Source organism: Flavobacterium mesophilum (genome assembly GCF_039581405.1).
In the GTDB taxonomy this organism is placed as follows: domain Bacteria; phylum Bacteroidota; class Bacteroidia; order Flavobacteriales; family Flavobacteriaceae; genus Flavobacterium.
The window spans coordinates 50,800-63,647 of the sequence record NZ_JBCPXZ010000008.1; the positions used below are offsets into that span (position 1 = coordinate 50,800).

Below are 12,848 nucleotides of genomic sequence, written 5' to 3' on the forward strand. Positions count from 1 at the left end.
AGCTTATTGTTTGATAATTTTAATAGATTTTTGATCGCCCACATTATAATTCAGCATTACTAGATAAATTCCAGATGGAAATTCCTGAAATGGGACATTTTGGCTTTCTTTACTTTTGCCAAGCTGATAGGTCCTAAGCAATTGTCCTGACACAGTAAAAATCTGGATTGATCTTACATAATTCTCATCCTTAAGCTGCCATTTCAGATACAGCTCCTCTTTGACCGGATTCGGATAATATGAAAAGACATCCTCTTCAGAAAATTTAAGCATATCCTCCTCAGCCAATGCTTCTATTTCTTTTACTGCTTTAGTGGGCTTCGAAGTGCAACCACTCAAGCATAAAGTGCGTGTCCATTGGTTTCCTGCTGCGTCATATCCGAAAGTTATTTTTTGCTGGGCGTTTGACAGAAGACAAACTCCAAACAATAATAGAGTAATTATTTTTTTCATAGGTTTAATTTGTTTTTCGAGCTATTGATTTACGCGTTGAATTATCGCTTTTCAACTGCTTCTAATCGTTTGGTCAGTTCTTCGATGATTTGAGTAAGTTTTTGGGTGTTTTTTTGCTGTTCGATTGCATAAAGAGTCAATTCTTCAATTTTTTGAAGAAGTTTGGAATTCATTTCTCCTAGATTAATTCCACTTTTCAAAACTTCTTCCTCACTAGGAATATTCTCCAAGTGACCTTTTTCCGCAATATGTTTTTCGACTTCTTGAAGTGTAGGCAAAGTATAATCTTTTGTGAACACAAAATCAGACCAACCATTCATGTCGACTTTTACTTCTTTGGAGTGGATTGTGCCGTTGACGTCTAGTTTGTTGTTTGGATTTATTATACCGATACCTATATTTCCTTTATTTATTGTAAAGTAAGTCTCCGATGCATTTCCCCAAGATTGAATATTGTCATAAGGATCCCTTTCCCACCAAGTTCTTGTATCGACCTTCGGTGTCTTGAAAGATTCATCGACGGAAATACCATCATGAATTCTGGAATTAAGCCAACTATCAATCGTTCCATCCCTATAAGTCCATAATCTATTTTTAATTATATTTCCAACGTTACCACTTCTTTCATTTATTAATTGGAAAGAATTGAGTACAGAACTTAAAGCACTTGGCTCATAACTTTTTATTGTACCAACTACATCAAGTTTTGATGCTGGCGTCGTAGTACCAATACCAATATTACCATCTTGATTGATGTGTATTCTTACCTGAGGGAAATTTCCTCCTAACTCACTATTGGTTAAAAACTGCATGTAGGTATCCCAACTTCCACCTCTATAACTTCTTATACTTGCTGATCCAGCTGAAGAAAAATCCCAGCTTAATTCTTGAGCTGAATTTGAATTTGCTGGTGAATTTGGTCCGATGATACTGATAGCTTTTAAAGGTGTTGGGTATCCGTCGGGGCCTGCTTGGATTGTCAATTTTGCTGAAGGATTACTTGTTCCGATTCCAATATTACTATTAGATGAAGTGCCCGAAATTACACCACTTGGTGTATATATTTGCGCATTTGCTATTGAATAAAATGCTAAAATGGCAAAAATTGTTAATCTGATTTTCATTAGTAATAAATTTATAGTTTTGATTTTATTATATTAAGCTCCTCTTTTAAATCTGTTATCATCTTGTTTTGCAAAATCATGTATAGTGTCAATTCCTCAATCTTTTGAAGAAGCTTTGAATTCATTTCTCCTAAATTAATTCCATTTTTCAAGACTTCTTCTTCAGATGGAATATTCTCTAAATGTCCTCTTTCAGCAATATGTTTTTCGACTTCTTGAAGTGTAGGCAAGTCATATTCTTTTTTAAATACAAAATCTGACCAGCCGTTCATATCGACTTTTACTTCTTTGGAGTGAATTGTGCCGTTGACGTCTAATTTATTTGAAGGATTTGTTACGCCAATTCCCACATTACCACTTTTTTGAATTCTCATTACTTCATTATTGCCAATAGCGAAGGCAATGTTTCCTGAATCTGTTCCAGATGATTGTATTGTCATTGTGGTCAAATCGCTAACCGGCGGCCAGGAGCCTGCTAGTCTTTGATTTACTAAGAAGCTTATAGCCTGATTGCTATCTTTTAAAACTAATTTAGCCTGAGGATTCAATTCGCCAATTCCAACATTTCCGTTACTTAGAATATTTAAAAAATCTGACGAGTTATATCTTAAACTAAACATATAATTGTTTGAAGCAGGATATCTTATGATATTCCATTGACCAATTCCGGTTCCTGAAGTACCATTTATAGCACCCAATGCTATCGATGAATAATCACCAGAAAGAGATGGGAGTAATCTTAAATTTTCATTATAATTACCATTTGATGATTGTATCTTCACAGTTCCAATAACATCTAGTGGCACTGTCGGGGTATTAGTTCCAATTCCAACATTTCCAGAAGGAACTGGAAAAGTATTTTGAGCAAAACTGTATTGTATTAGCAATAACAATAATAAAGTAATTTTTTTCATTTCTATTATTTAACTGATTCTAAATATTGTATTCTTTTGTTTTGTCTTTCGTTTTCTTTTTGAATTTGAATAATATACAAAGTCAATTCTTCAATTTTCTGCAATAGTTTAGCATTCATTTCTCCTAAATTAATTCCATTTTTCAAGACTTCTTCCTCAGATGGAATATTCTCTAAATGTCCTCTTTCAGCAATATGTTTTTCGACTTCTTGAAGTGTAGGCAAGTCATATTCTTTTTTAAATACAAAATCTGACCAGCCGTTCATATCTACTTTTACTTCTTTGGAATGGATGGTGCCGTTGACGTCTAGTTTGTTTTGTGGATTTGTTATGCCAATACCAACATTACCAATACTATTTATTCTTATTCTTTCTAGTGCCGTTCCTGCTGTTCCAGTTGCAAATGCTAAATATGATTTTGAATTGGCCACTTCTTCATTTCCAAATCGCACCTGTGAATTTACATTTCCATTTCCATTAGCGAAGTATGAACCTATAGCTGTAAATGAATCAGCGACGACATTATTATTGTAAATAAGTATTGAATTTGTGTTGCTATTTGCATCTGCATTTATTGTAAGTTTTGCAGCTGGAACAGTTGTTCCAATTCCTACATTTCCACTATTTAAAATAGCTAATTTTGGATTTGTATAATCACCTTTACTTACAACCCAAGTGTCCGATTGTAAATTTCCAAAATACCAACTATTAGTCCCATCCAATAATTTTGTTTGAATTCCAGCTATAAAACCTCCTACGTTTTCGAGTCGTTGCAAATTTATTAAAGGTGAGTAATTACGTATCGTTACATCTCCAATTGGTGGATAACTATTGGATTGTCCAAATATGGAGCTAGTACAAAAAAATGACCAGACTATTAATATAAGTTTTATTTGTCTCATAACTTGCTTTCTATTTTGTTTAAACGTTTTCTTATTTCTACTAAATCTGCATTATCTTCATTTAGTTTAATAATCTCTTTTTCTTGATTTTGTAGTTTTTTATTTTGCTCGATCACATATAAAGTCAATTCCTCAATCTTTTGAAGAAGCTTTGAATTCATTTCTCCCAAATTAATTCCATTTTTTAGTACTTCTTCTTCTGACGGAATATTCTCCAAATGTCCTTTTTCGGAAATATGTTTTTCGACTTCTTGAAGTGTAGGCAAAGTGTAATCTTTTTTGAATACAAAATCAGACCAGCCGTTCATGTCTACTTTGACTTCTTTCGAGTGGATTGTTCCGTTGACATCCAGTTTGTTTAAAGGATTTTTTGTTCCAATTCCTATATTCCCATTCGCTACCACTCTTAATCTTTCCAAAACTGATTGGCCTTCTCTTGTATAAAATGCAAGAATACCATTTGAAGAGTCAGTATTATTTGTAGGGAATGCTCCAATTGCTCCCATCGCTTGTCTATTGCTTCCCTCAATTTTACCAAGATTTATTCTGGTCTCTGATTTATCATTTGCATTTCCATAATTTTTTACATTATAGAATCCTGCTGCTTCAAAACTTGTTGTTTCATTTCCTACAACTTCCAATTTAACAGCAGGATTGCTTATGCCAATACCAACATTACCTCCATCAGCTATCATTAGTGAAGTGTTATTGTCATTATCTCTAAAATAAAATCCATCTCCATCTATTGGAGTTCTTAGTTTCATTCCTTCCGAATCAACTACTATCCAACCTTTCCCTCCATCTTCACGGTTTAATTCAATGCCTGAGTTCCATCCATCAGCATAGGTAGAATAAATTGACAATTTAGATTCGGGCAATGCTGTGCCTATTCCAATTTTACCGCTATTGATTGTAAAATAGGTATTAGCTCCATCACCCCATGCTTGAATGTTATCCCAAGGATCTCTCTCCCACCAAGTCCTAGTATTATTTTGAGGGACTTGAAAACTCACATCTACTGATATTCCGTCATGCAATCTAGCTGTCGACCAATCTGCACTTAATGCGTTATCTCTAAGCAACCACGATCTATTATAAAGTCTATTAGCTCCACAATTACCACAAATTTCATTTATTAATTGTGATGAATTTAATGGCGAGCCCAATGGAGTTGTTTCAAAACTTTTTATAGTACCTAAAACATCTAATTTGGATGTTGGTGATAATGTTCCAATCCCAACATTTCCGTTGGGAGGAAAAGTATTTTGCGCAAAATTGATTTGTGCAATAAATAATATAAATAGTAAAATATTTTTTTTCATAACTGATCGCTTATTCTTCTTATTTATTACTATCTCAACAGATGTTAATGCTTAGTTAAAATTCGAGATCAAATAAACGAAAGGATATAATGTTTTTTTTACGGTTTTCCTCATTTTACAATATTTAGCAATATTTAAGCAGGAGGAACAATACACAACAAGCTCATAAACAACAAATTAATAATTAAAAATATTTTTTAATCTTAATTACTATAAATGATGTTTAAATTTAAGATGCAAAATAATTATTGCAAGAGGTAAAGATAGAATTAGAATACTTTGAAAAATATAATTGTCTCTTAAAAATATTCTTGAAAAGAAAAAATATTTAAGTCCAGCAAAATAGTATGTAAACTATCTTCCAAGGAATTAGGAACAACCTTAAAATATATAAGCAACTGTTTATATATTTTAAATTTTATACATTTGTTTCAACCACTTGGTTAATGTGTTCTTAGAAAGAAGTTATAACAAATTAATTTAAGTTACTTTTCAATGGAAATAATGACTGAAATTTATTTGTGTTATTTTGTAATATTTTGTTCGTATTAGTACCTTATTTGTACCTCGACATCTGTCAACCCCAGCAAACGCAAGACTGCTAATTTCTGCATCGGAAAGTAGTTAACATAATTTTTTATCCACATACTTTTACAAAGCAATTTAAGGGATCAAAAATTAATTCATTAATACTGATTTTCCTTTATTTTCATTATCAGGCAATCTTATTTTTTTAGTTGCGGTTTTATTGTTTACTTCTACTGAAACAGTTATTTCTGATAATTTTTGAGAGGGATCGGAAACCCAAACTTCTGGCTGGTTTTTGCCAATATTTTTGATAAAAAGCAAACAAGGTTGATCAACTGTTATTTTCAACTGTTTGTAAACCAAAGTCTGAGGTTTATAAAAACAAATCTGTAACATTTTCAGCTCATTATTGGCTGCAGCTTGAATATCATTATTGTTTGCTACAATATCAATATTAACTGCACTTTTATTCATTTTTTTAAACGAAATATCAGGCAATACGCAATACGCATAACTCTCATTTACAGGTTTCGACCCATGATCAATAAATAGCTTAAACACTTTTCCTTCAATAGTTACATCGCTATATCCTTTATTGATGTATTTCCAGCTTCCTTTTTGAGTATTTGCGCTAACTGTCGCTTTTGTATTTTGCAAAAAGCAATATCCAATTCTGTCATGCCAAATCCATGACGGATTTTCTAATTTTTCAGTTTCAGCTAATAATAATTTGTTATTTCCAATTTTCACTTCGCCTTTCAACCAGCATTGATTCAGCGTCGTTGTTATGTTTTCTTCTGCTTTGCTGTTGATTCCCGCACCCAAACAAACAATCTCTTTATCGAAAAAAAAACAAGCTTTTTTTGCTTGTACATCATTGTAATTCATATCATAAACTGTACATCCGTACTTTCCATCACTGACACCACCAACAAAATCAGTACTTCCGTTTTCTCCCCATTCAATTGTTGCAGGAAGGTTATCTACATAATCCCTACTTGTGATACCTGGTATTTTATCCCATTCCCATAAAGGCATTATATTGTAGTATTCGTCTCCGGTGCGCTGAATATTCGTCGCGCCATCGGCTAAAAATTGTCCAAATAAATTTTCTCCATTGCCCGTTTCTGTTCTTTTTGTTCTCGACGAAACCGTTCTGACATTGAAGGCATAATTTTTTCTCTGATGCAGTGTATAATCAGCACAATAAAACTGTTTATGAAAAGATTCTATTCCGAATGATACAGGTCGAACTTCGTTGATTCGCTTTATTGCATTTTCGATTTCTGTAACATCTGATGGATTTATGCTTTTGGCAATAGCTAATATTTGTAGCATATTTTCGGCATATCCGTCTGGAATTGCATTCTTTTTGTCCAAAATATCAGGTCTGGATATGCTTCTTCCTTCAATATTAAAATCACTATAACGCCCTCTAATGGCTCGCAAAAAAGTTTGTGTCAAATAGGTATGCAACAGTTTTTGCTTTTCATTGCTGAGGGCAAATTTTGTGTTCCTAACAGCCGAAGCTGCTTTATATTCTCCCATTAAAAAAACTGCTCCATATCCTGCCAAATACAATTGCTTTCCGTGCTGAAAATAAGAATAATCATGTTGCAGACCTTCTAAAGTTGAAAACTCAATAGGAGCAAATAATTGATTCACTGCCGAATCCATCAACTTCTCATCTTTGGATGCACATGCTCTGTATAAATAATGCATTGCAATATCGAGCTTATTGGCTCCTTTTTCTTTGTAAGGATCGCCGCGTTTCATTGATTCCAATAGCGAATCTTTGCATTCTTTTGGATAAACAAATTTTGTTTCATCCAAAAGCACTAGAATTTCACCAATAGCAAGTGGTGTAGCAATATCATTGTACCACCAATTTTTACTTTTAGGAGCCGTCTTCAACCAATACTGAAGTCCAGTGACTATCTGTTCGTTGAATTTATTGTTAGGCTCGTTATTCATTGCAATAGCGTAATTTTTGATTCGCTGTAAATGCGTAATAGGTTGCCATAAAGTTATTACCGAACTTCCATAATCAATATCGCTCCAACTTCCGTCAGGCTTTTGTGTCTGCTTCAGTTTTAATACATCATTAGTTGTGACTTTAGTTGTCTGCTTTAAATGGTTTGCAATATTTCTTGTGACAATTTCAAATTCATCCTGTTGTGCAGAAACGATTTGAAATTGAAGCAAAGTCATAAAGCATATAAGAGAGGATATTAATTTTTTCATTGTAAAAAATTGCAATTATTTGGGCAGCTTTAAATACTAAAGTGCCTTTACGTTAACAACCAACGGATTTTTCAATTCTTCTGAAAAATGATTCAAGTAGTCAAACCATTGAGCTGAATTTGTAATTTTTCCTGTCTTGTCCCAAACTGCTCCTGTATAATAAACAATTGTTTCGTTATTTTTTGTTTCGGTTTCAGCTAATAATTGCTCTTTTTCAACCAACATATTTTTTACCGGAGTAATCAAGATACTGCCCACTCCGGTAGTTCCATCATCGCCATGTTTTGGTTCCCAATAGCCTAAAATTCCTTTTTGCTCATTCAATAAAAGAACTCCATTTTCAGGTCTTTTGCTTATTCCAACTGCTACTGGCATTGCTTTGTTATCTGAATAAGTATAAACATTTTCGATTCGGTTAAGTTGTGAACCGGCATCTAATGAAATGGTTTTCACGCATGACACTTTAGTTCCTGCTGCATCCCAAGCATCGTATTCCAATTGAAATGTAGAGCGCAATGGTCCATTATCGAGTAATTTCCAGCGATGGTAATTTCCCGAATAATAAACGCTGTCTTTTATATACGGCGCCATGCTACCTGCACCTAATGTGAATCCGACTTTGTAATAATCCAAACCGTTTCCATGATCAGCATGATATTCGCCAGTTTTGTATCGCTCGTTTATTACCATTTTATCGGTGCGTTTTACCCAAACATCTAGCCCATACGCATCATCTCTTGTCTTTTCAAGTGCTTTTCCATAGGCTCTAAAGGCGATTTTGTCATTTTCCCAAGCAAAATCATCCATTCTTTCTGGAACATATCGGGCAAAAGTCTTAACTGCAAATGATTCCGGTTTGCCTTTTTGTATAGAAAAACGAACTGTACTTTTTGCTTTTATATTCAATTGTAAAAGCAGATTTTGGATTCCTGATTTTCCTTTATGTTCGAACTGAAATGGAATTTGCTTTTTGGTTGCCGGATTCACCACAACAAAATTTGTAGTATCAATTTTCGGAAAATGGGATAAAATTGCTTTCCATTCGATTGATACGACAGCTTCTTTTCTTTCTAAATCAGAAGTGTTCTGAATTTCGATAATTGCTTTCGATTGAGCGAAAAGCAATGAAGGAAATACAGTAAGAAGCAAGTACAGATATTTTAAATTTTTCATTCTAATAATGGATTTAATCTTAAAAAAAAATCTGCCAATATTTCTAGAAAGATATATTAGCAGAAAAAAATTGAGGCAAAATTATTCGTTGGATGGCTTGCCGATGGTGGCCAAAATTCCGCCATCAACATAAATAATCTGACCATTCACAAAGTTGCTGGCATCAGAAGCTAAGAAAACTGCCGTTCCCGCAAGATCCTCGGGATCGCCCCAGCGCCCTGCTGGAGTTCTGCCAATAATAAATTCGTTGAATGGATGTCCGTCCACGCGGATTGGCTCCGTCTGTGAAGTTGCAAAATATCCTGGCCCGATACCGTTAACCTGAACATTATGTCTGCCCCATTCTGTAGCAAGATTTTTGGTCAGCATTTTCAAGCCTCCTTTTGCAGAAGCATAAGCACTTACATTATCACGTCCAAGCTCGCTCATCATCGAACAAATATTGATGATTTTTCCAGATTTTCTGGCAATCATATCTTTCGCTACTAATCTTGACATAATAAATACGCCAACAAGATCAACATCGATTACTTTTCTGAAGTCTTCCACTTTCATATCAATTGCCATTACGCGCATGATGATTCCGGCATTATTAACCAAAATATCAATTTTTCCATGTGCCACAAGCATTGCATTTACCTGTTTTTCCGCTTCAACCTCATCGGTTACATCAAAAACATAACCTGTAGCTTTGTATCCTTTGCTTTTATAATGATCAATCGCAGTTTCTAATGGTTCTGCTGTATTGTTGGTAATAATCAATTCTGCTCCTGCATTTGCCAAGCCTTCAGCCATAGCCATTCCTAATCCGTGGATACCTCCCGTTACTAAGGCCGTTTTTCCTTTTAAATCAAATAAGTTCATTGTGTATATTTTGTTATTTTCTAAAAATTCTTATTTATCCAATGTAAATTGGTCGTTTGTTTTCTTAAGCCATTCTTCCAAAACTGGTTTCAATTTTTTAACAATTGGCAAATCGGGATTGTAGATGTTACTTAATTCAAAAGGATCTTTTTTCAGATCGTACAATTCATAAGTCCCTTTTCCTTTTTTCTTCACATAGGCAAATTTGTAATCATTGGTACGAATACCTCTAAAGCCCGTATTTATCTTAACATTATTACTGCCAATAGCACCTAAAAGATATTGCTCTGAAGGTTTTTCTCCTTTGCCATTCAGATAATATTGAGCATAACTTTTTCCGTCGACTTCTTTCGGAATCTTATTTTTAAGTCCCATCAAGTCTAAAAGTGTTGGATAAATATCCGGAATGCTTCCTAAAAATTCATTGTCAATTCTTGGCATGATTTGGCCTTTCCAATAAACGATAAACGGAATTCGGACAGACTCTTCGTAAATATTGTTTTTTGATATTTCCGAATGTTTTCCAAGACAATTTCCATGATCAGCAGTAATGACAACAATGGTGTTTTCATCAAGTTTCAAATCCTTCAACCCCTGAATAATACGACCGATTTGCTCATCAACTCCTGTAATGTTGGCGTAATAATAGCGAACGTCTTTTCGATACTGATCTCCCATTTCTGTTCCTTCTGCAGGAATATTTGGATCTTTAACCAAATCTACCATCGGGACATCTTTATACAGATCATAATATTTTTTAGGAACAGTCTGATAATTTGAATGAGGCGGATTCATGGAAACCACCAATGAAAAAGGAGCGCCGTTTTTACGAATTTTTCCTCCTTCATTTTTAAAGAATGCCAATGCTTTATCAGCCTCGTGAGTTGGTCCCCATTGGTTCACATATTTAAAGTCATCCCTTTTATCGTTAGTATCCCAATACATTGGTTTGTCATGCTCGTCATAAGTTCCGTAGCCGTACCAATAATCAAAACCATGGCGCCTGTCTGGCGAAGTCCATTCATTCCAAGCCACTTCACCAATATTGTTTGATGTTGGTATGTATGGCTTGTAAGGAGAATCTAAATGCCATTTCCCGATATAACCATTTGAATAGCCGTTTTGTTTCAAAACATCTGACCAACAAATAGCGTCTTTTTGTAGTTCCACGCCAAAAGGCGCCGAACTCGAATTCACATTACTGTAGACATGATTTTTTAATGGATATTGTCCGGTCATCAGCATTGCTCGTGCTGGCGAACAAACTGGAAAGTTGCTCACCATTTGGCTTATTACCAAGCTCTCTTTGGCAAATTTGTCTAATTGAGGGGTCTTCACAGGTTCTTTTCCTTCAAAACCTAATGTCTGTTCCCTCCATTGATCAGCCAAAATAATCACCAAATTAGGTGACTTTTTAGATTGGGCAATAGTCGAAATTGTACAGAATACAAGCAGTAAAAAGAACAATTCTGAATAGCTATTGCATTTTATTTTTTTCATAATGATTTTAATTTTTCATTAATTCTGTTGCGATTTCTGATTGGTGTTGTTTAAAAACAAGGCCGCCCACCACAGCGGCCTTTTCAAAAAACAAATAAAAATTATCCAAAACCACTGGTATAATTTACTTTAATATTTTAGTAAGCACTTATTAATTCTTGTATCCAATTTTGTTTTATTGAATTTCTTTAATCCATTTCGGCAATTTTTTCAGTCTTAATTTTAATTGTTCGAGATATAATGAAGATGGCTCGACAGCTTTGTCTAGAGATTCAGAAAGTCCCAATTGTTCCATTTTAAATGTTGTTCCATTACTTTGAAAACCAACAATTACTGGATTTGGAATTTTCCAATATTCAAATACATTTGAAGGTGGCCAAAATTCAAAATCTTTTACTGCTTCATTAGTTTGCTTGTAATTCCAAAGTACCAATCCTTGCATATGATTTGGCATATTATCTAAAGATCCGCCGCCACGACCATTCATCAAACCGCCCTCAACCTGATCAAGCAAAGTATTTCTTGGTTGGCTGGAATGCGATTCAAAACAAGTATTTGAAGGATAAGTACATTTCCAGATTACGGTATTCATCGAGTAATGAGAAGCGCCAAAAGAATGCCACTGCGACGCCAAATCCACACAATTGGCAATCAAAACATTCGTTGAGCCATTTGAATTAATTGCTTGGTGACCTCCGTTCCCGTCAATTTTGCAGTTTAAAACAGAAACATTGGCACTTTGCGCAATTGTTGCGGCAACACTGCAATCTGTAAAACGGCAATTTTTCATCCATGAGTTTGTACTTCTTCTCATGTTCAACATGGTAAAACCACTGTCATCTTTCCATGAACGGTGATGAACAAATTTTTCTGTCCAATTACCTACAAATGCGATATCTTCTATTCCAACTTCTTGGCTATTAGCAAATTTCGACACTTCCCATTTGTACTTTGAATCAATTGTGTATGAAAGAGGTGCCAATAAAGTCAGTGTTTCCTTTTTTATGCTTTTGATCTGATAAAAGACTTTAACCTCCAATCCCTTTTCAACAAGATATGTCCATTGAGGTTCTACTTTGTTATTCTTTAATTCCGATGCAATTAAATCTTTATTGTTATCCAAGAGATGTAACATAATCCAATCTCCCTCCTTTAAGCCTTCAGTTGAATTTAATTGTATTGAAAAATCTCCAACTTTGGCTGAAGCTGTTACTTCTCCAATTTTCTTATCGGCACCTCCACTTCCAAAAATAAACAAAGGCGGTACCGTCCACATTTTTGAAGGATCTACTGGTGGCAATTCATTTTTCATAAAAAGTTCAGTACCACCTGCACCCGAACCGCTTCCCCTAAAAACAATATTTCCTTTTTTTGAAATAATTGAATTCGGAGCGTCGCCATCCTCATTAACCAAAAATCTTCCTTTTGGAAAGAAGACAATTCCGGAACCGTTTTTATTTGCTGCATCAATTGCTTTTTGTATGGCAATTTTATCCGAAACATTGTCATCTGGCTTTGCGCCAAAAGAAGTCACATCAAAGATTTTATAGTTGGTTATATTCGGAATTTCTTTTTCACCCTGATGATAGCCAACATAAGAGAAATCAGGCAAAATGGTTCTGTCTTTTTTATAATCTTCAAAAATTTTGGCTTCTTTTTGTGCAAAAACCGTTGTTGCTACAAACAGACTCAAAAGGATTATTTTTCCTTTTCTAAATTTATTTTTCTTATTGTTCATCTTAATCAATTTAAAATAGTAGCACAAATCAATAATTTCACAGCTGCAAAACTTCTTTAATCAAATTATGCCCCCACATAAAACAA

Annotated in this window: 10 protein-coding genes; all 10 read right to left on the reverse strand. The window is 34.3% G+C overall.

The features are described 5' to 3' along the window. Nucleotides 1-3 precede the first annotated feature (3 nt). The 10 genes from AAYQ19_RS20730 to AAYQ19_RS20775 all read right to left on the reverse strand — a co-directional run bounded on the left by AAYQ19_RS20730 (nt 4) and on the right by AAYQ19_RS20775 (nt 12,762). Nucleotides 4-453, reverse strand: a complete 450-nt coding sequence (locus tag AAYQ19_RS20730) for a T9SS type A sorting domain-containing protein (RefSeq protein ID WP_343538986.1) — start codon at nt 451-453, stop codon at nt 4-6. A gap of 41 nt (nt 454-494) precedes the next feature. Beyond that, nucleotides 495-1,577, reverse strand: a complete 1,083-nt coding sequence (locus AAYQ19_RS20735; protein ID WP_343538988.1) for a hypothetical protein — start codon at nt 1,575-1,577, stop codon at nt 495-497. 11 nt (nt 1,578-1,588) lie between these two features. After that, nucleotides 1,589-2,491, reverse strand: coding sequence for a hypothetical protein (locus tag AAYQ19_RS20740; RefSeq protein ID WP_343538990.1), 903 nt, complete (start codon nt 2,489-2,491; stop codon nt 1,589-1,591). 5 nt (nt 2,492-2,496) lie between these two features. Continuing rightward, nucleotides 2,497-3,393, reverse strand: coding sequence for a hypothetical protein (locus tag AAYQ19_RS20745; protein WP_343538992.1), 897 nt, complete (start codon nt 3,391-3,393; stop codon nt 2,497-2,499). Further along, a complete protein-coding gene (locus tag AAYQ19_RS20750; RefSeq protein ID WP_343538994.1) occupies nt 3,390-4,715 on the reverse strand; it encodes a hypothetical protein in 1,326 nt (441 codons plus the stop codon). Before AAYQ19_RS20750 ends, AAYQ19_RS20745 begins: the two co-directional genes overlap by 4 nt. A 678-nt stretch (nt 4,716-5,393) precedes the next feature. Next, nucleotides 5,394-7,487, reverse strand: coding sequence for a polysaccharide lyase 8 family protein (locus AAYQ19_RS20755; RefSeq protein WP_343538996.1), 2,094 nt, complete (start codon nt 7,485-7,487; stop codon nt 5,394-5,396). A gap of 36 nt (nt 7,488-7,523) precedes the next feature. Continuing rightward, nucleotides 7,524-8,660 (reverse strand): BT3233 family polysaccharide utilization protein, encoded by a 1,137-nt coding sequence (locus tag AAYQ19_RS20760; protein ID WP_343538998.1) that lies wholly within the window; start codon nt 8,658-8,660, stop codon nt 7,524-7,526. An 81-nt stretch (nt 8,661-8,741) separates the two neighbouring features. Further along, entirely contained in the window at nt 8,742-9,524 is a 783-nt protein-coding gene (locus AAYQ19_RS20765; RefSeq protein ID WP_343539000.1) for a gluconate 5-dehydrogenase, read from the reverse strand. 30 nt (nt 9,525-9,554) lie between these two features. Next, entirely contained in the window at nt 9,555-11,024 is a 1,470-nt protein-coding gene (locus tag AAYQ19_RS20770; protein WP_343539002.1) for a sulfatase family protein, read from the reverse strand. Between the two features lie 175 nt (nt 11,025-11,199). Beyond that, the gene (locus tag AAYQ19_RS20775; protein ID WP_343539004.1) at nt 11,200-12,762 is read right to left on the reverse strand and encodes a DUF4955 domain-containing protein; all 1,563 of its coding nucleotides are present in this window, start codon (nt 12,760-12,762) and stop codon (nt 11,200-11,202) included. Between the last annotated feature and the right edge of the window lie 86 nt (nt 12,763-12,848).

Bases quoted from the DNA above. Each gene is read 5' to 3' on its own strand.
- AAYQ19_RS20735 (WP_343538988.1), bottom strand. From the start codon at position 1,577: ATGAAAATCAGATTAACAATTTTTGCCATTTTAGCATTTTATTCAATA.
- AAYQ19_RS20775 (WP_343539004.1), bottom strand. From the start codon at position 12,762: ATGAACAATAAGAAAAATAAATTTAGAAAAGGAAAAATAATCCTTTTG.
- AAYQ19_RS20730 (WP_343538986.1), bottom strand. From the start codon at position 453: ATGAAAAAAATAATTACTCTATTATTGTTTGGAGTTTGTCTTCTGTCA.
- AAYQ19_RS20765 (WP_343539000.1), bottom strand. From the start codon at position 9,524: ATGAACTTATTTGATTTAAAAGGAAAAACGGCCTTAGTAACGGGAGGT.
- AAYQ19_RS20770 (WP_343539002.1), bottom strand. From the start codon at position 11,024: ATGAAAAAAATAAAATGCAATAGCTATTCAGAATTGTTCTTTTTACTG.
- AAYQ19_RS20750 (WP_343538994.1), bottom strand. From the start codon at position 4,715: ATGAAAAAAAATATTTTACTATTTATATTATTTATTGCACAAATCAAT.
- AAYQ19_RS20745 (WP_343538992.1), bottom strand. From the start codon at position 3,393: ATGAGACAAATAAAACTTATATTAATAGTCTGGTCATTTTTTTGTACT.
- AAYQ19_RS20740 (WP_343538990.1), bottom strand. From the start codon at position 2,491: ATGAAAAAAATTACTTTATTATTGTTATTGCTAATACAATACAGTTTT.
- AAYQ19_RS20755 (WP_343538996.1), bottom strand. From the start codon at position 7,487: ATGAAAAAATTAATATCCTCTCTTATATGCTTTATGACTTTGCTTCAA.
- AAYQ19_RS20760 (WP_343538998.1), bottom strand. From the start codon at position 8,660: ATGAAAAATTTAAAATATCTGTACTTGCTTCTTACTGTATTTCCTTCA.